Raw genomic sequence first — 16767 nt, forward strand, 5'->3', positions numbered from 1 at the left:
GGCCGCCCTCACGCGGCCGTTTCGTTTTTCCGCTGACCGACAGATAGACAGAGAGTTGAGGACGCAAGCATGGAACAACCAGTGCTGCTTTTCGGATGGTTCCGCTGGGACATCCTCGTGGAATACAAGGACCTGTTCTGGCAGGGCGCCTGGATGACGCTGCGCATGACCGTGGTCTGCGTGCTGCTCGGGTCGAGCTGGGGCCTGTGCCTGGCGCTGGCGCGGCTGGCGCAGGCGCGCCACGCGCCGTGGACCTGGGTCACGCGCGTGCTGCTGCGCTGGCCCGCCACGGTGTACGTGAGCTTCTTCCGGGGCACGCCGCTGTTCGTGCAGATCCTGCTCATCCACTTCGCGGTCATGCCGGTGTTCATCCACCCGAGCACCGGGCTGCTCATCGACGGCGAACTCGCGCGCACGCTCAAGCAGGAGCACGGCGCCCTCATCTCCGGCGTGGTCGCGCTCACGCTGAACTCGGCGGCCTACATCTCCGAAGTGTTCCGCGCCGGCATCCAGTCGATCTCGCGCGGACAGTTCGACGCCGGCCGCTCGCTGGGCCTGAGCCCCGCGCAGGTGATGCGCTACGTGGTGCTGCCGCAGGCCTTTCGCCGCATGCTGCCGCCGCTGGGCAACAACGCGATCGCGCTGCTCAAGGACACCTCGCTGGTGTCGGCCATCGGCCTGGCCGAACTGGCCTACGCCGCGCGCACCGTGGCCGGCGCCTATGCGCGCTACTGGGAGCCGTACCTGGCGATCTCGGTGGTGTACTGGGTGATGACGCTCGTTCTCACGACCTTGCTGCGCCGCCTGGAACACCGTCTCGCACGCAGCGACCGGGGCTAGGACCCGCCGTCCTGCGCCAGCGAGGGCGCACCCGCGCCGCCCCACTTCCGCACATAGCGCTCATGGCGCGCGGTCCATTCCGCGCTCCCGAAAGCGCCGCCGCTCTGGTGCGTCACGGAAATCGGCCACGTCCCCAACCGCAGCCCCTGCCGGCGCGCGGTTCTGCAGAAGTCGACGTCGTAGAAGTGGAAGTCGAACTGCGGATCGAATGCCACCGCGCGGGCCAGGAGCGTGCGCCGGTTCGCCGCCAGGAACACGCCGTCCAGCAGCTCGCAGTCGGCCGGCACCGCGCCAAAGCAGTTGACGGGGCCGAAGGGCTGCGGCCCGTGGGCAATGATTCCCGAGAGATGCGCCAGGTCATCCCAGACAAGGTCGGTGCCGATGTAGCTCCAGCTCACATGCTGGTCGGATTGGCGCCGGTTGCCCGCCAGGCCGATCACGTCGTAGGCGCGCAATCCCTGCGCCACACGATCGGCCAGGAAGAGGTCTTCGAGCCACACATCGTCATGAACGAAGACGAGCATGTCGTTCGCATCGGGTGCCATGAGCGCGCTGTTGTAGACCTCGGACAACCCGCGCCGATTCTCGAAGCTCACGCGCGGCCTCAGGCGACCATCGAAGTTGAGCCGTCGCAGCGATTGCCCCAGGGCGGAATCGGCCCAGAACCCGGCTTCGGAACATCTTGTCGCGCTGACGATATCGATCATTGTTCTCTTGGAAAGATGAGGCTGCGGGCAGCGGCGGCAGTATTGCACAGGCCATGCGCCGAAAGCTTCGCGCCACAATAGCGCGACATGCCGCCCATATCCCCCGAAGAGACACCCCTCCCGCCGGCCCGGCCGCAGCCCTCGAACCTCGCGGCGCTCGAGCCCCTGAAGCTCCCCGTGTTCCGCATGCTGTGGAGCACCTGGCTCATCGCCAACATCTGCATGTGGATGAACGATGTGGCGGCGGCGTGGATGATGACCTCGCTGACCACCTCGCCGATCTGGGTCGCGCTGGTGCAGTCGGCCTCCACCCTGCCGGTGTTCCTGCTCGGTCTTCCGAGCGGCGCGCTGGCCGACATCCTCGATCGCCGGCGCTGGCTGGTGGCCACGCAGTTCTGGCTGGCCGGCACCGCCGTGGTGCTGTGCGCCGCCATCGCACTCGACGTGATGACCGCGCCGCTCCTGCTGGCGCTCACCTTCGCCAACGGCATCGGGCTGGCGCTGCGCTGGCCGGTGTTCTCGGCCATCGTGCCCGAGCTGGTGCCGCGCCAACAGCTGCCGGCGGCGCTGGGCCTGAACGGCATCGCCATGAACGCCTCGCGCATCGTCGGCCCGCTCACGGCCGGCATGCTGATCGCCAGCGCGGGCAGCGTGTGGGTGTTCGCGCTCAACGCGGTGCTGTCGGTGGCCTCGGGCTTCGTGGTGCTGCGCTGGCGCCGCGAGCACACGCCCAACCCGCTGGGGCGCGAAAAGCTCATCAGCGCGATGCGCGTGGGCGTGCAGTTCGTGCGCCAGTCGCAGCGCATGCGCGCGGTGCTCACGCGCGTGTCGCTGTTCTTCTTCCATTCGACGGCGCTGCTGGCGCTGCTGCCGCTCTTGGCACGCAACCTCCAGGGCGGCGGCGCCGGCACCTTCACGCTGCTGCTGGCCGCCATGGGCACGGGCGCGATCATCGCGGTGCTGTTCCTGCCGCGGCTGCGCCAGGCGCTCGGGCGCGACCAGCTGGTGCTGCGCGGCGCCATGCTGCAGTCGGCCGCCACCGCCGTGATGGCCGTGGCGCCCAACGCCTGGGTCGCGGTGCCGGCGATGTTCTTCGGCGGCATGGCGTGGATCACGGTGGCCAACTCGCTGTCGGTGTCGGCCCAGCTGGCGCTGCCCGACTGGGTGCGCGCGCGCGGCATGTCGACCTACCAGATGGCGATCATGGGCGCGAGCGCGATCGGCGCGGCGCTGTGGGGCCAGGTGGCCACCGTCACGTCGCTGAAGCTGAGCCTGGCCATCGCCGCCGTGAGCGGCACGCTGCTGATGCTCGCGGCCATGCGCTGGGTGACCGACGTGAGCGGCGAGGACGACGTGCGCCCCGCCCAGGCGGGCTGGGCCGCCGGGCCGCCGGCCGAGGCGCCGCAGGAAGACGGCCGCGTGGTGATCACGGTCGAATACCTCATCGACCCGTCGCGCGCCGCGGCCTTCCACCTCGTGATGCAGCAGACCCGGCGCGCGCGCCTGGGCCAGGGCGCGATCGGCTGGGAGCTGCTGCACGACATCGCGCAGCCCGAACGCTACGTGGAGCAGATCGTGGACGAGTCGTGGACCGACCACCTGCGCCGCTTCAACCGCGCCACCGCCGCCGACATGGCGCTGCGCGAACGCCGCCTGGCCTTCCACCTGGGCGAGTCGCCGCCGGTGATCACGCGCTTCGTGGTGCGGCGCTGAGCAGCAGGGCCGTCAGCGGAAGAACGCCAGCCGCGCGAGGAAGGTGTGGTCGGCCTCCGCCGCCATCAGGCCGACCAGCACCAGCAGGCACAGCGGCGGCAGCAGGATCGCGTAGACCAGCGCCATCCGCTCCCACGCCATGTGCATGAAGACCGCGACGATGAGCCCGGCCTTGAGCAGCATGAAGACGATGATCAGGCCCCAGCGCAGGTAGCCCTGCACATGGAAGTAGTCGACCATGTACGACATCGCGCTGAGCACGAACAGGAGCCCCCAGATCTTCAGGTACAGGCCGATCGGGTGCTGCTGGCCGGTGGTGGCGTGGGTGTTGGTGGTGTTCATGGCGGTCCTCACCAGAGATAGAACAGCGCGAAGATGAAGACCCACACCAAGTCGACGAAGTGCCAGTACAGGCCCACGATCTCGACCACCTGGTAGTTGCCGGCCTTGTCGTAGTCGCCGCGCATCAGCTTGAAGGCCACCGCGAACAGCAGCACCACGCCGGCCGACACGTGCAGCCCGTGGAAGCCGGTGATCATGAAGAAGGCCGCGCCGAACTGCGCCGCGCCCATCGGGTTGCCCCAGGGCCGCACGCCCTCCTCGAGGATCAGCTTGGACCACTCGAAGGCCTGCATACCCACGAAGAGCTCGCCGAAGGTGGCGGTCACGAGCATCAGCGTGGCAGCGTTCACGCGGTCGCCGCGGTAGGCGAAGTTGACCGCCATCGCCATCGTGCCGCTGCTGCTGATGAGCACGAAGGTCATGATCGCGATCAGCAAAAGCGGCACGTCGGCCCCGCCCACGTGCAGCGCGAACACCTCGCTCGGATTCGGCCAGGCCACGGTGGTCGAGACGCGCACCGTCATGTAGCCCGTGAGGAAGCAGCTGAAGATGAAGATGTCGCTCAGCAGGAAGATCCACATCATGGCCTTGCCCCACGAGACGTGGAAGGCCTGGCGGTCGGACGACCAGTCGGCCACCAGCCCGCGCCAGCCGCTCGTGGCGACGGCGGAGCCGGTGAGGGTTGCTGCAGTGGTGGAGTTCATGCGAAGCCTCCTCACGCCGTGCCGCAGAGGACGCGTGCCACCTCCGGCGTCACCCACCCCAGCAGCGCGAACAGCGCCAGCCACACGGCCAGCATGAAGTGCCAATAGCGCGCGCACAGCGCGATGCGCCATCCGGCCCGGGCGGGGTCGGCCCACGCGACGCGCGCCGCCATCGCCCACCCGACCAGCCCGCCCGCCAGGTGCAGCCCGTGCATGGCGGTCAGCAGGTAGAAGAAGCTGCCCGACGGGTTGCCCGCCGGCAGCACCTGCGCGTGCGCCATCGCGGCCCAGGCCCACAGCTGCACGCCGAGGAAACCCACGGCGCACAGGCCGCCGGCCAGCAGCAGGCGGCGCATGCGCGCCGGGTCCACGCGGCGCGAGGCGGCTTCCAGTGCCACGCTGCTCGCCACCAGCAGCGCCGAGCTGAGCCACAGCTGCCACGGCAGCGCGAGCGCGACCGCGTCGCCGCTGCTCATGCGCATCACGTAGGCCACGGTGAACAGGGAGAACAGCGCGGTGACCACGCCCATGAAGACCCACAGGCCGATGCCCGCCGCGCTCGCGTGCGCGTCGCGCAGCCGCACGTCGCGGGGCAGGCCGCGCAGGCGCAGGGCGGCATCCGCGTTCATGCCGGTGCTCCCCGCGCGCCGCTCACCGGCACGTCGTCCTTGTCGTCGCTCGCCTGCGGCGGTGCGTTCTGCGCGATGAAGTCTTCCGCCGCGCCCGGCACGCCGTAGGCGTAGGCCCAGCGGTAGGCCACGGGCAGCCGCGGCCCCCAGTTGCCATGGCCGGGCGGCGTCTCGGGTGTCTGCCATTCGAGCGAAGCGGCGCGCCATGGATTGGCGCCGGCGGGCCTACCGCGCCACGCGCTCCAGGCCAGGTTGGCGATGAAGAGCAGCTGCGCCGCACCGACCACCAGCGCGACCACGGTGATGAATTCGTTCAGGCTGAAGGCCGACGGCGGAATGAACTTGTAGCCGTCGAAGTTGTAGTAACGCCGCGGCATGCCCAGCACACCGAGGTAGTGCATGGGAAAGTAGATCGCGTAGGTGCCCAGGAAGGTGATCCAGAAATGCAGCCGGCCGAGCCGGTCGTCCAGCATGCGCCCGGTGATCTTGGGGAACCAGTGGTAGATGCCGCCGAACACCACCAAGAGCGGCGCCACGCCCATCACCATGTGGAAGTGCGCCACCACGAAGTAGGTGCCCGACAGCGGGATGTCCACGCTCACGTTGCCCAGGAACAGCCCCGTGAGCCCGCCGATGACGAAGGTGCACACGAAGGCCAGCGCGAACAGCATCGGCACCGACAGGTGGATGTCGCCGCGCCACAGCGTGAGCAGCCAGTTGTAGACCTTGATCGCCGTGGGCACCGCGATGACCAGCGTGGTGGTGGCGAAGAAGAAGCCGAAGTACGGGTTCATGCCGCTCACGAACATGTGGTGCGCCCACACCACCACGCTGAGCCCGCCGATGGCCACGATGGCCCACACCATCGTGCGGTAGCCGAAGATGCGCTTGCGCGCGTGCACGCTGATCAGGTCCGACACGATGCCGAAGGCCGGCAGCGCCACGATGTAGACCTCGGGGTGGCCGAAGAACCAGAACAGGTGCTGGAACAGCAGCGGGCTGCCGCCCTTGTGGCCCGACAGCTGCCCCATCGACACCAGCGCCGGCATGAAGAAGCTGGTGCCGACCGTGCGGTCCAGCAGCAGCATCACGCCGCTGACGAACAGCGCCGGAAAACCCAGCAGCGCCAGCACCGTGGCCACGAAGATGCCCCACACCGTGAGCGGCATGCGCAGCAGCGTCATGCCCCTGCAGCGCGCCTGCAGCACGGTGGTCGCGTAGTTCAGCCCGCCCATGGTGGTGGCCACGATGAAGATCAGCAGCGACACCAGCATCAGCACGATGCCGCCGCCGTGGCCCGGCGTGCCGGGCAGGATCGACTGCGGCGGGTACAGCGTCCAGCCCGCGCCCGTGGGGCCGCCCGCGACGAAGAAGCTGGCCATCAGCACCACCACCGACAGCAGGTAGACCCAGAAGCTCAGCATGTTGAGGTAGGGAAACACCATGTCGCGCGCCCCCACCATGAGCGGGATCAGGTAGTTGCCGAAGCCGCCCAGGAACAGCGCCGTGAGCAGGTAGATCACCATGATCATCCCGTGCATGGTCACGAACTGGTAGTAGCGCTCGGCATTGATGAACTCGAACTGGCCCGGAAAGCCCAGCTGCAGCCGCATGAGGTTGGACAGCACGAGCCCGACCACGCCGACCGCGATGGCGGTGCAGGCGTACTGCACGGCGATCACCTTGTGGTCCTGGCTCCAGACGTAGCGGCGCAGGAAGCCCTGCGGCGCCGGGTGGCCGGCGTCGTCGTGCTCGTCGTCTTGAGTGAGCGCAGAAGAAGTCATCGCGCGGCCTTCTGTTCGGTGGCAGCCTGCGCCGGCGGGCTGCCCAGACTCTGGATGTAGGCCACCAGCGCGGCCAGTTCCTCGTCGCTCAGGTCGATCTTCGGCATCACCGGCGGGAAGCCCTTCACGTGGCGCGCCTGCGGGTCGCGGATGAAGCTGCGCAGATAAGCCTCATCGACCAGCGCCGTGCTGCCGTCGGCCATCGACTCGGTCTTGCCATACAGGCCCTTCCAGGTCGGCCCCACGCGTGTGCTGCCGTCGATGGTGTGGCAGGCCACGCAGCCCTTGGCGTCGGCCAGCGCGCGGCCCTGGTCGACGCGGCCGCCACCGCCGGCCGGTGCCTGGGCAGCTTGTGCCGCCTTGGCCGCCTGTGCCAGCTGCATCGCGCCGAAGGTCGGCAGCGCCGTGCGCCAGGCGTCGTAGGCCGCCGCGTCCTCCACCACCACGAAGCCGCGCATGTTCGGATGGCCCACGCCGCACAGCTGCGCGCACAGCGCCTCGTAGCGGCCCGCGACGGTGGGCGTGAACCAGAAGCGGCTCACCTGCCCCGGCACGATGTTCATGCGGGCGCGGATGGGTGGCACGAAGAAGTCGTGCAGCACGTCGTGGGAGCGCATCAGCACCAGCACCGGCTGGCCGATCGGCAGGTGCACCTCGTCGCCGGGAACCAGCAGGTCGTCCAGCCCCGCCGCGTCGGCCGGGTCGAGCCCGAAGGGGTTGGCGGCGCTGACGAAGCGCGCATCGGTCGCGCCCAGCTTGCCGTCCGCGCCCGGCAGGCGAAAGCGCCACTGCCACTGCTGGCCCAGCACCTCGAGCACGAGCGCGTCATGCGGCGTGCGCACGTAGTTCGCGTACACCACGAGGCCGGGCGCCAGCAGCGCCATGATGCCGACAGTGGTGGCGCCGATCAGCCAGCGCTCGAGCGTCTTGTTCTCAGGCGCATGCGGCGCCACGCGGCGCCCCTCGCGGTGGCGAAAGCGCACCACGGTGTAGGCGAGGAACACGTTGATGACGACGAAGAACAGGCCCGTGATGACCAGCGTGATGGTCAGCGTGTCGTCCATGCGCTGCCAGTTGGAGGCCAGCGGCGTCGTCCACCACGGGTTGACGAGGTGGAACGCCACCGAGGCCACCACGATGAGCAACAGGACGACGGCGATGGTCATGTGCTGCGCTCCCTGGGGTGGCCATCGGGGGTTCCGGGGATCGCATGCGCGGTGGCTTCAGCGGATCGCCGGAATCCGCGGCTCTTCGCCCTCGAAGCGGGCCTCGGGGTGCGTGGCCTCCAGCATCGCCTCGACCTCGCGCACGCGCGCGGGCGGCAGGTCGACCATCAGCAAAACCTGGCCCTGCGCGATGGCGCTCTCGAAGCGTGCCAGCCGCGGGCTCGGGATCGACACGCCGACCATGGTGGCCGACCAGGCGCCCACCACGCCGCCCAGCAGCGCCAGGCCCACGGCCACGGCCCACTCGGGCTCGTCGCCGAACACCGGGAACAGCAGCGCGGCCAGCAGCCCGACGACCACGCCGCAGGCGGTGCCGAGCACCCAGCCGGTCTTGGCGGCGTGAACGAGGTCGGAGGTCTGCCAGACGTTGGCCGCATGGAGCCCGGCCATGTCCTGGCCTTCGCGTGCGGCGAAATGCAGGTGCGCGATGTCGACACGCGCCCGCAGCAGATCGTGCATCGCCTGCCTGGCACTCGCCAGGTCCGGCAACAGCCAATAGATGCGTCTTTTCACGGCGCCTCCTTTCCGTCTTGCGACGAGCAAGAGACCATGCTTGAGTTATAGGCTCAAGAAGGGCCGCATTCAAGTCGGCGCGCCATCGGGACCGACCCGGTGAGTACGGAAGTTCGTCGGTTTCCAGAAGGGCAATTGCACTGAATAATCCGCCGCTCCAGGCCCCCCACGGCCTCATGAAAAACAAGAAGGAGCAGACGACATGCGCATGGAGCGAGGCCCCCGGTTTTCCCACTTTTCTCGGTTTTCTTTTCCCCGCCGTCATCCGGCATCCCCCCTTCCCTGGCTCGCGGCCGCCCTTGCAGGGCTCGCAGGCGGCGCCGCGCACGCGGCCTGCGGCCCCACCGCCACGCCGGTCACCGGCGACACCGTGGTCTGCGACGGCACCACGACCGTATCGCCCAGCGTGATCGCCACGCCGGGCAGCACCGGCGTCACCATCACCGTGAACAGCGGCGCCACGCTGACCACCAACGCCACGCAGGCGCTGCTGGTGCGCGATGCGAGCACCATCACCAACAACGGCACGATCACGGTGTCGGGCGGCTCGGGCTCGGCGCGCGCGGCGATGGTCGCCACGGGCAACGACAACACGCTGACCAACAACGGCACGCTGAGCACCACGAGCAGCGGCACCGCGGGCATCCTGGTGACGTCGAACAGCAGCACGCGCACGCGCATCACCAACAACGGCAGCATCGGCACCACGGGCCTCAGCTCGCACGGTATCTCGTTGCTGGGCCCGGGCAACACGGTGGTCAACAACGGCAGCATCTCGGCCATCGGCACCTCGGCCAAGGGCGTGTACCTGCAGGGCGGCAACCTCGTGGCCAACCTGCTGGTGAACACCGGCAGCATCGCCACCACGGGCGCCAACTCGCCGGCGGGCGGCGCCGACGCGGTGCATGCGAACACGCTCGGCGGCACCTTCTTCTCGCGCGTGGAGAACCGGGCCGGCGCCACGCTCTCGAGCGCCAACGGCTACGGCTACCGCGGCCAGAACGGCAACGACGTGCTGGTCAACGCCGGCACCATCGAAGGCCACGGCGGCACCGCCAGCACCGACGCGATCTACATGGGCGCGCTCGGCAACGGCACGCTGATCTTGCAGACCGGCTCGGTCATCAAGGGCGGCGCCGACGGCGGCGTCGGCAAGACGGCCAGCACCTTTCTCGAAGGCAGCGGCACGGTCGACAACGCCTTCCGCAACTTCCAGCACCTGACGATGCGCGGCGCCGCGTGGTCGTGGCAGACCGACGCGAGCTTCTCGGATTCGATCCGCGTCGAGTCCGGCCGCTTCACCCTGCCCGCCACGCTGACCAGCCCCGTCATCACGGTGTTGCCCGGCACCACGGTGGCCGGCACCGGCACCTTCGCGGGCAACGTCACCAACCAGGGCACGCTGCTGCCTGGCCCGAACGACGGCGTCGGTTTCGGCGCCTTCACGGTGCGCGGCAACTACGTGGGCGACAGCGGCGCGCTGCTGCAGGTCAACACCGTGCTGGCGGGTGACAACGCGCCCTCGGACAAGCTGGTGATCGACGGCGGCGCGGCCACGGGGTCCACCGGCCTGCGCGTGGTGAACCGCGGCGGCCTGGGCGCGCCCACGCTGGCCGACGGCATCCTGGTGGTGCAGGCCGTCAACGGCGGCACCACGGCCGACCACGCGTTCTCGCTGACCCAGGCGGTGGAGGCCGGGGCCTACAACTACCGGCTGTTCCGCGGCGGCGCGACGGGCAATAACCGCGACAACTGGTACCTGCGCAACAACGGCTACCTCGTGGGCGGCACCGTGGTGGGCTCGCTGGAGGAAGCCGCCGAGGTGATCGCCGAGACAGGCTCGCCGGCGACGGTGGAGCAGGTCAAGCTCTACCGGCCCGAGGTGCCGCTGTACAGCGCCCTGCCGATCGCCGTGCGCCGCCTCGGGCTGGCGCAGCTGGGCACCTTCCACGACCGGCAGGGCGATGCGCAACTGCTCGCGGACGGTGAAGGCCGGCAGGCCTCGTGGGGCCGCGTGTTCGGCGAAAGTACGCGGCAGCGCCTGCGCGGCGATGCGAACCCGCAGTTCGACGGCAGCGTGAGCGGCCTGCAGCTGGGCCACGACTTCCTGGCGGCCACCGACGGCGCGGGCGGGCGCCACCGCGTCGGCGTGCTGGGCGGCTACACGCGGGCCAGCGGCCACGCGAGCGGCGTCGCTGGCGGCACCACCAACGAGGCGGCCGGCCGGCTCACCGTCGAGGGCTACAGCCTGGGCGCCTACTGGACGCGCATCGCGAGCAGCGGCTGGTACAGCGACGCCGTGCTGCTGGCCACGCGCTACAAGGCCGATGCGCGCTCCACCCTGGGGCGCGGCGGCCGTCCGCACGGCACCAGCGTGACCGCATCGCTCGAGGCCGGCTACCCGCTGGCTCTGAGCGACACCGTCACGCTGCAGCCGCAGGTGCAGCTCATCTGGCAGCGCAGTTCGCTCGACGACTTCGACGACGGCCTCTCGCGCGTGCGCTTCGAGCGCGACAACGCCGTCACCGGCCGGCTGGGCGCACGGCTCGAAGGCCGCTTCGAGGCGGGTGGCGGTGTCTGGAAGCCCTACCTGAAGCTCAACCTGTGGCACACCTTCAGCGGCAGCAACGCCCTCTACTTCGGGCCGAGCGACCGGGTCGTGAACCGCCGCAACGCGAGCGCCCTCGAAGTGGGCGGCGGCATCGTCGGGCAGGTGAACAAGACGCTGTCGGTCTACGGCGGCCTGGCCTACACCAGCGCCATCGGCATCACCGAGCAGACCGGCGTGCAGGGCCAGCTGGGGCTGCGCATGCGCTGGTGACCCCGGGGCGCCGGGCGCCCGGACGGCTCGACTTTTGACCGTCCGTGCAAATTTGATGGCATGCGGTTTGCTTGATAAAGATCAACGGGTATCCACGGATAGCCAGTCTTTTTTGACCGTATGGATAATTTAGCCCATCATCCCGTCCGCCCGCCACGAGGTACACCCCGATGAATCACCCCCCCTTGCGCAGCCGCTTCTGGTCCGACCTGACCAGTGAAGAGTTCTCCCGCCTCGACCGCGAACGGCTGATCGCCGTGCTGCCGGTGGGGGCGACCGAACAGCACGGCCCCCATTTGCCGATGTCGACCGACACCGCCACCATCGACGGCATGGTGCGCGCCAGCCTGCCCTACCTGCCCGACGACCTGCCGGTGCTGTTCCTGCCCACCGTGCCCTACGGCAAGAGCAACGAGCACTCGCGCTACCCGGGCACGCTCACGGTGTCGGCGAACACGCTGATCTCGCTGTGGAAGGACGTCGGCGCCTGCGTCGCCAAGGCCGGCGTGCGCAAGCTGGTGCTCTACAACAGCCACGGCGGCCAGATGAGCGTCATGGACATCGTGGCGCGCGACCTGCGCGAAGAGCACGACATGATGGTCGTGGCCGCCAACTGGTACACGCTGGGCCTGCCCGAGGGCCTGTTCACCGCGCACGAAGGCAAGCACGGCATCCACGCCGGCGACCTCGAGAGCTCGGTGATGCTGCACCTCACGCCCGACTACGTGCGCAAGGATCAGTTCCAGAATTTCGGCTCCATGACCGAGCAGCTGGCGGCCGAGAACAAGTTCCTGTCGATCACGCCCAGCGGCAAGCTCGGCTGGCAGATGCACGACATCAACCCCGCCGGCGCCGCCGGCGACGCCACCCGCGCCAGCGCCGAGAAGGGCGCGGCGGTGCTCGACCACGTGGGCAAGCGCTTCGTCGAGCTGCTGCACGAGATCGACCGCTTCCCGCTCTCGCGCCTGGCCAACGTTCCGGCCTGGCGCTGACGCCAAGGAGTCCCATGGAAAGCACCACGCCATCCACGCCGCCCCTGGTCCGCCTGCGCAACGTCGGCAAGCGTTTTGCCAACGGCACGCTCGCCCTGCAGGGCATGACGCTCGACATCGGCGAGCACGACTTCGTCAGCTTCCTGGGCCCCTCGGGCTGCGGCAAGAGCACCGCGCTGCGGCTGATTGCCGGGCTCACCCGCATCAGCTCGGGCGACATGCAATGGTCGGGCGCCAACACCGGCAGCGCCAAGGACAGCAAGAGCGACCGCGACCTGGGCTTCGTGTTCCAGGAACCCACGCTCATGCCCTGGACCAAGGTGTTCGACAACGTCTGGCTGCCGCTGAAGCTCGCGGGCATGAGCCGCGACGAAGCCGCGCCGGTGGTGCAGCACGTGCTGGAACTGGTCGGCCTGTCTCGCTTTGCCGACGTGTACCCGCGCGAGCTCTCGGGCGGCATGAAGATGCGCGTGTCGATCGCGCGCGCGCTGGTCACGCACCCGCGCCTGCTGCTCATGGACGAGCCCTTTGCCGCGCTCGACGAAATGACGCGCATCAAGCTCAACAACGACCTGCTGGCCATCTGGCGCGAGCACCGCTTCTCGATCGTGTTCGTCACGCACAGCGTGTACGAGTCGGTGTATTTGTCGAACCGCATCGTCGTGATGGCAGCGCGCCCGGGCCGCGTGATCGACGAGATCGCCATCGACGAGCCTTACCCGCGCGGCGAGGCCTTCCGCACCTCCAGCCGCTACAACGCGCACTGCACGGCTGTTTCGCAATCTCTGCACGGAGCGCTCCATGGCCTCGACATCGACCATTGAAACCGTGATGCCCCTCGACACCACCAACGAAGCCACGCCGTCCGCCGAGACGCTGCGCGCGCACGAAGACAAGCTGCGCCGGCGCGAGGCCACGCTGCGCATCGTCGTGCCGGTCGTCATCGTCGCGGCGCTGCTGCTGGTGTGGGAATGGATGGTGCGCGCCAACGACATCCCGCACTACATCCTGCCCGCGCCCTCGCTGATCCTGCGCACGCTGTTCGACAACTGGGGTTCGCTCTCGGGCGCGCTGTGGTTCACGGTGAAGCTCACGCTGCTGGCGCTGGGCGCCGCCATCGTCGGCGGCGTGCTGCTGGCGATTGCCTTCGCGCTGTTCAAGTGGGTGGAGATCGGCCTGTTCCCGATCGCCGTGATCCTGCAGGTGACGCCGATCATCGCGATCGCGCCGCTGATCCTGATCTACGTGTCGAGCACCACCGCGGCGCTCTTGCTGTGCGCGTGGATCGTGGCCTTCTTCCCCATCCTGTCGAACACCGTCATCGGCCTGAAGAGCGCCGACAGCAACCTGCGCGACCTGTTCCAGCTGTACAAGGCCTCGCCCTGGCAGACCTTCCGCTACCTGCTGGCGCCCAGCGCGCTGCCGTACTTCATGGCGGGCCTGAAGATCGCCGGCGGCCTGAGCCTGATCGGCGCGGTGGTGGCCGAGTTCACGGCCGGCACGGCGGGCAAGGAAACGGGGCTGGCCTCGCGCATCCTCGAATCGAGCTTCCGCACCGAGATCCCGATGATGTTCGCGGCGCTGCTGCTGGTGTCGCTGCTGGGCATCGTGATCTTCATCGTGTTCGCGGCCCTGTCGCGGCTGGTGCTCGGCCACTGGCACGAGAGCGAGATGCGCCGTGAACGCTAGAACCCCGCTGTCCACCGTCGACTGGGACGCCGTGCGCGAGGACCTGCGCGGCCTGAACGTGATCGCCACGCCCAGCCAGCGCAAGCAGCTGTCGAAGGACTTCTACTGGTACAGCCCGATCCTCACGGCGCAGCTCGCGGGCTGCGTGGCCGACCTCGTGGTCAAGGTCAGCACCGAGGACGACGTGCGCCAGGCCGCGGCCGTGGCCGCGAAGTGGAAGCTGCCGCTCACCGTGCGCGCCGGCGGCACCGGCAACTACGGCCAGTGCGTGCCGCTCGAAGGCGGGCTCGTGCTCGACGTGACGCAGATGTGCCGAGTGCTCGACCTGGCCGAGGGCCGCATCCGTGTCGAGGCCGGCGCGCGCATGCACGACATCGACCTGGCCGCGCGCGAGACCGGACAGGCGCTGCGCATGTGGCCCTCGACCTGGCACGTGGCCAGCATCGGCGGCTTCATCGCGGGCGGCTTCGGCGGCATCGGCTCGTTCCGCCACGGCATCCTGCGCGACCCGGGCAACCTGCTGCGCGCGCGCGTGATGACGGTGGAGCGCGAGCCGCGCGTCATCGAGCTGGTGGGCGACGAGATCCAGCAGGTGCACCACGCCTACGGCACCAATGGCGTGATCCTCGACGTGGAAGTGGCGCTGAGCCCGGCGGTCGACTGGGTGCACTGCACGGCGCTGTTCGACACCTACCGCGGCGCGCTCGACTTCGGCATCGCCGCGCAGGCGCCCTCGCTGGACATCTTCCTGCTGTCGACCGTGGAGGCGCGCTTCTCGCCCTACTACACGGCCATGGGCGACCGCTTTCCGCCCGACCGGCACGCGGTGTTCACCATGGTCTCGCCCGATTCCATGGCCGAATTCCGCGCGCTCGCGGCGGCGCACGGCGGCACCCTGTCGGTGGCCGGCACCGAGGCCGAGCTGCAGGCCGAGGGCCTGCCGCCGGCCTACGAGTGCGCCTTCAACCACACGACGCTGCAGGCGCTGAAGGCCGACCGCAGCTGGACCTACCTGCAGGTGGCCTACGCCCAGCCCTTCGATCCGGCCGTGGTCGAGCGCCACATGCAGATCTTCGGCGACGACGTGCTGCAGCACCAGGACTTCGCGCGCGCCAACGGCCAGTGCGGCACCTTCGGCATCCTGCTCGTGCGCTGGAAGGGCGAGGCCCACCAGTACGAGGTGATGCGCGAGATCGAGTCGCAGGGCGGCGCGCAGATCTTCAACCCGCACGTCTTCACCATCGAGGACGGCGGCATGAAGACCATCGACACGCAGCAGATCGAGTTCAAGAAGCGCAGCGACCCGATGGGCCTGATGAACCCCGGAAAAACGCGCGGCTGGACGCCCGACATGGCCGTCGAGCGCTGAAAACAATTAGTCTTCGCATCCCGTCCCCACCCCAACCTCCACAGGAGTCCGTCCCCATGCGCATCCCCGCTTTCTCTCTCCGGCCGCTGGCCTTCGGCCTGGCCCTCGCAGGTGCTGCCTTCGCCGCGCACGCTCAGGAAAAAGTGGTGTTCGCCACCAACTGGAAGGCACAGGCCGGCCACGGCGGCTTCTACCAGGCGCTGGTGGACGGCACCTACAAGAAGTACGGGCTCGACGTGGAAATCATGCAGGGCGGCCCGATGGTCAACAACCGGCCCATGCTGCCGGCCGGCAAGATCGACTTCCTGATGACCGGCAACCTGCTGCAGTCCTTCGACAACGTGAAGAACGGCGTGCCCACCGTGGTGGTCGCGGCCATCTTCCAGAAAGACCCGCAGGCCATGTTCGCCCACCCGGGCCAGGGCTACGACACCTTCAAGGACATGACCAAGGCGCCCGTGGCCTTCATCGGCAAGGACGGCCAGTTCAGCTTCTGGCAGTGGATGAAGTCGGAGCACGGCTTCAAGGACGCGCAGCTCAAGCCCTACACCTTCAACGTGGGCCCGTTCCTGGCCGACAAGAAATCCATTCAACAGGGCTACGCCATCTCGGAGCCGCTGTCGATCAAGGCCCAGGCCGGCTTCGACCCGGTGGTGCACCTCCTGGCCGACCACGGCTTCTCGACCTACGCCACCACCATCGAGACCCGCGCCGACCTCATCAAGACCAAGCCCGAGACGGTGCGCAAGTTCATCGAGGCCTCGATCCTCGGCTGGAACAACTACCTGTACGGCGACAACAAGGCCGCCAACGAGCTCATCGCCAAGACCAACCCCGACGCCACGCCGGCCGCGCTGCAGGGCTCCATCGACCTCATCAAGAAGATGGGCATCATCGACAGCGGCGACTCGCTCACCAAGGGCATCGGCGCGATGGACGAGGCGCGCGTGAAGGACTTCTACGAGAAGATGGTCAAGGCCGGCCTGTACAAGCCGGGCGAGATCGACCTGTCGAAGGTCGCGACCACGCAGTTCGTCAACAAGGGCGTCGGTGTCGACATCCGCAAGAAGCTCACCGGCAAGTAATTCGCTTCGTTTTTTCCCGTGGGTCGCGCGGGGCTTGCGCCGGGGTCAGATGCCGGCGCCTGGGTTGCCATAAGGCACGCGCGGCCTTTTATCCCTGGGCTCTGACCCCGTCTCGCCGAAAGGATCTGTTTTCACTCAAGCGCCCTCGCGAAGCCCTGTTGCGCGGTGCAGTGCAAGGCGCCCTGAGCGCCGTGTAGCACCGCTACACAAGCGAAGGGCAACGCCGCAATGCGCCGCGCAACAGGGCTTCCCTCCGGGCTGGCCCCGCCATACGGCGTCTGCTTTGTCGGCCGGCTTGACCATGGATGACCATGGCCTGCGCCGCCCTTCGCGCATCCACCGCATGGCGGGGC

General features: G+C 68.8%; 15 protein-coding genes. 8 read left to right on the top strand and 7 right to left on the bottom strand.

Going from position 1 to position 16767, the window contains the following annotated elements; translation table 11 throughout:
* Nucleotides 1-69: 69 nt before the first annotated feature.
* The gene (locus ACAM52_RS32770) at nucleotides 70-840 is read left to right on the top strand and encodes an amino acid ABC transporter permease (RefSeq protein ID WP_369645610.1); all 771 of its coding nucleotides are present in this window, start codon (nucleotides 70-72) and stop codon (nucleotides 838-840) included.
* Here ACAM52_RS32770 and ACAM52_RS32775 read toward each other — a convergent pair.
* A complete protein-coding gene (locus ACAM52_RS32775; RefSeq protein ID WP_369645611.1) occupies nucleotides 837-1547 on the bottom strand; it encodes a hypothetical protein in 711 nt (236 codons plus the stop codon). The genes ACAM52_RS32770 and ACAM52_RS32775 overlap by 4 nt on opposite strands.
* A gap of 87 nt (nucleotides 1548-1634) precedes the next feature.
* Between ACAM52_RS32775 and ACAM52_RS32780 the strand changes: the two genes are divergently transcribed.
* A complete protein-coding gene (locus ACAM52_RS32780) occupies nucleotides 1635-3260 on the top strand; it encodes an MFS transporter (RefSeq protein WP_070063242.1) in 1626 nt (541 codons plus the stop codon).
* Between the two features lie 12 nt (nucleotides 3261-3272).
* Here ACAM52_RS32780 and ACAM52_RS32785 read toward each other — a convergent pair whose 3' ends face one another.
* Genes ACAM52_RS32785 through ACAM52_RS32810 form a run of 6 tightly spaced genes read right to left on the bottom strand, consistent with a single transcriptional unit; the run spans nucleotide 3273 to nucleotide 8458 of the window.
* A complete protein-coding gene (locus ACAM52_RS32785) occupies nucleotides 3273-3602 on the bottom strand; it encodes a cytochrome C oxidase subunit IV family protein (RefSeq protein ID WP_369630633.1) in 330 nt (109 codons plus the stop codon).
* Between the two features lie 8 nt (nucleotides 3603-3610).
* Entirely contained in the window at nucleotides 3611-4306 is a 696-nt protein-coding gene (locus ACAM52_RS32790) for a heme-copper oxidase subunit III family protein (RefSeq protein WP_369645612.1), read from the bottom strand.
* Between the two features lie 11 nt (nucleotides 4307-4317).
* Entirely contained in the window at nucleotides 4318-4935 is a 618-nt protein-coding gene (locus ACAM52_RS32795; RefSeq protein ID WP_369645613.1) for a bb3-type cytochrome oxidase subunit III, read from the bottom strand.
* Complete coding sequence (locus ACAM52_RS32800) at nucleotides 4932-6719, bottom strand: cbb3-type cytochrome c oxidase subunit I (RefSeq protein ID WP_369645614.1); 1788 nt, start codon at nucleotides 6717-6719, stop codon at nucleotides 4932-4934. The genes ACAM52_RS32795 and ACAM52_RS32800 overlap by 4 nt, the downstream gene beginning before the upstream one ends.
* The gene (locus ACAM52_RS32805) at nucleotides 6716-7885 is read right to left on the bottom strand and encodes a c-type cytochrome (protein WP_369645615.1); all 1170 of its coding nucleotides are present in this window, start codon (nucleotides 7883-7885) and stop codon (nucleotides 6716-6718) included. The genes ACAM52_RS32800 and ACAM52_RS32805 overlap by 4 nt, the downstream gene beginning before the upstream one ends.
* Nucleotides 7886-7942: 57 nt before the next feature.
* Nucleotides 7943-8458: a DUF1269 domain-containing protein gene (locus ACAM52_RS32810; RefSeq protein ID WP_369645616.1), complete on the bottom strand. Its 516-nt coding sequence runs from the start codon at nucleotides 8456-8458 to the stop codon at nucleotides 7943-7945.
* 202 nt (nucleotides 8459-8660) lie between these two features.
* Between ACAM52_RS32810 and ACAM52_RS32815 the strand changes: the two genes are divergently transcribed.
* The 6 genes from ACAM52_RS32815 to ACAM52_RS32840 all read left to right on the top strand — a co-directional run bounded on the left by ACAM52_RS32815 (nucleotide 8661) and on the right by ACAM52_RS32840 (nucleotide 16414).
* Nucleotides 8661-11279, top strand: a complete 2619-nt coding sequence (locus ACAM52_RS32815) for an autotransporter outer membrane beta-barrel domain-containing protein (RefSeq protein ID WP_369645617.1) — start codon at nucleotides 8661-8663, stop codon at nucleotides 11277-11279.
* Nucleotides 11280-11449: 170 nt separating this feature from the next.
* The gene (locus ACAM52_RS32820; RefSeq protein WP_095747274.1) at nucleotides 11450-12271 is read left to right on the top strand and encodes a creatininase family protein; all 822 of its coding nucleotides are present in this window, start codon (nucleotides 11450-11452) and stop codon (nucleotides 12269-12271) included.
* A 14-nt stretch (nucleotides 12272-12285) separates the two neighbouring features.
* Entirely contained in the window at nucleotides 12286-13095 is an 810-nt protein-coding gene (locus ACAM52_RS32825) for an ABC transporter ATP-binding protein (protein WP_062479639.1), read from the top strand.
* Nucleotides 13073-13960 (top strand): ABC transporter permease, encoded by an 888-nt coding sequence (locus ACAM52_RS32830; protein WP_174250296.1) that lies wholly within the window; start codon nucleotides 13073-13075, stop codon nucleotides 13958-13960. The genes ACAM52_RS32825 and ACAM52_RS32830 overlap by 23 nt, the downstream gene beginning before the upstream one ends.
* Nucleotides 13950-15329 (top strand): FAD-binding oxidoreductase, encoded by a 1380-nt coding sequence (locus ACAM52_RS32835; RefSeq protein ID WP_369645618.1) that lies wholly within the window; start codon nucleotides 13950-13952, stop codon nucleotides 15327-15329. Before ACAM52_RS32830 ends, ACAM52_RS32835 begins: the two co-directional genes overlap by 11 nt.
* Before the next feature lie 56 nt (nucleotides 15330-15385).
* Complete coding sequence (locus ACAM52_RS32840) at nucleotides 15386-16414, top strand: ABC transporter substrate-binding protein (protein ID WP_369645619.1); 1029 nt, start codon at nucleotides 15386-15388, stop codon at nucleotides 16412-16414.
* Nucleotides 16415-16767 lie beyond the last annotated feature (353 nt).

Origin of the sequence: Variovorax sp. V118, from assembly GCF_041154445.1 — a bacterium.
GTDB classification, from domain to species: Bacteria; Pseudomonadota; Gammaproteobacteria; order Burkholderiales; family Burkholderiaceae_C; genus Variovorax; species Variovorax boronicumulans.

Excerpts from the sequence above, each read along its gene's own strand:
- ACAM52_RS32800 (WP_369645614.1), bottom strand. The coding sequence starts at position 6,719 with ATGACTTCTTCTGCGCTCACTCAAGACGACGAGCACGACGACGCCGGC.
- ACAM52_RS32795 (WP_369645613.1), bottom strand. The coding sequence starts at position 4,935 with ATGAACGCGGATGCCGCCCTGCGCCTGCGCGGCCTGCCCCGCGACGTG.
- ACAM52_RS32820 (WP_095747274.1), top strand. The coding sequence starts at position 11,450 with ATGAATCACCCCCCCTTGCGCAGCCGCTTCTGGTCCGACCTGACCAGT.
- ACAM52_RS32805 (WP_369645615.1), bottom strand. The coding sequence starts at position 7,885 with ATGACCATCGCCGTCGTCCTGTTGCTCATCGTGGTGGCCTCGGTGGCG.
- ACAM52_RS32770 (WP_369645610.1), top strand. The coding sequence starts at position 70 with ATGGAACAACCAGTGCTGCTTTTCGGATGGTTCCGCTGGGACATCCTC.
- ACAM52_RS32830 (WP_174250296.1), top strand. The coding sequence starts at position 13,073 with ATGGCCTCGACATCGACCATTGAAACCGTGATGCCCCTCGACACCACC.
- ACAM52_RS32785 (WP_369630633.1), bottom strand. The coding sequence starts at position 3,602 with ATGAACACCACCAACACCCACGCCACCACCGGCCAGCAGCACCCGATC.
- ACAM52_RS32840 (WP_369645619.1), top strand. The coding sequence starts at position 15,386 with ATGCGCATCCCCGCTTTCTCTCTCCGGCCGCTGGCCTTCGGCCTGGCC.
- ACAM52_RS32790 (WP_369645612.1), bottom strand. The coding sequence starts at position 4,306 with ATGAACTCCACCACTGCAGCAACCCTCACCGGCTCCGCCGTCGCCACG.
- ACAM52_RS32825 (WP_062479639.1), top strand. The coding sequence starts at position 12,286 with ATGGAAAGCACCACGCCATCCACGCCGCCCCTGGTCCGCCTGCGCAAC.
- ACAM52_RS32815 (WP_369645617.1), top strand. The coding sequence starts at position 8,661 with ATGCGCATGGAGCGAGGCCCCCGGTTTTCCCACTTTTCTCGGTTTTCT.
- ACAM52_RS32775 (WP_369645611.1), bottom strand. The coding sequence starts at position 1,547 with ATGATCGATATCGTCAGCGCGACAAGATGTTCCGAAGCCGGGTTCTGG.
- ACAM52_RS32780 (WP_070063242.1), top strand. The coding sequence starts at position 1,635 with ATGCCGCCCATATCCCCCGAAGAGACACCCCTCCCGCCGGCCCGGCCG.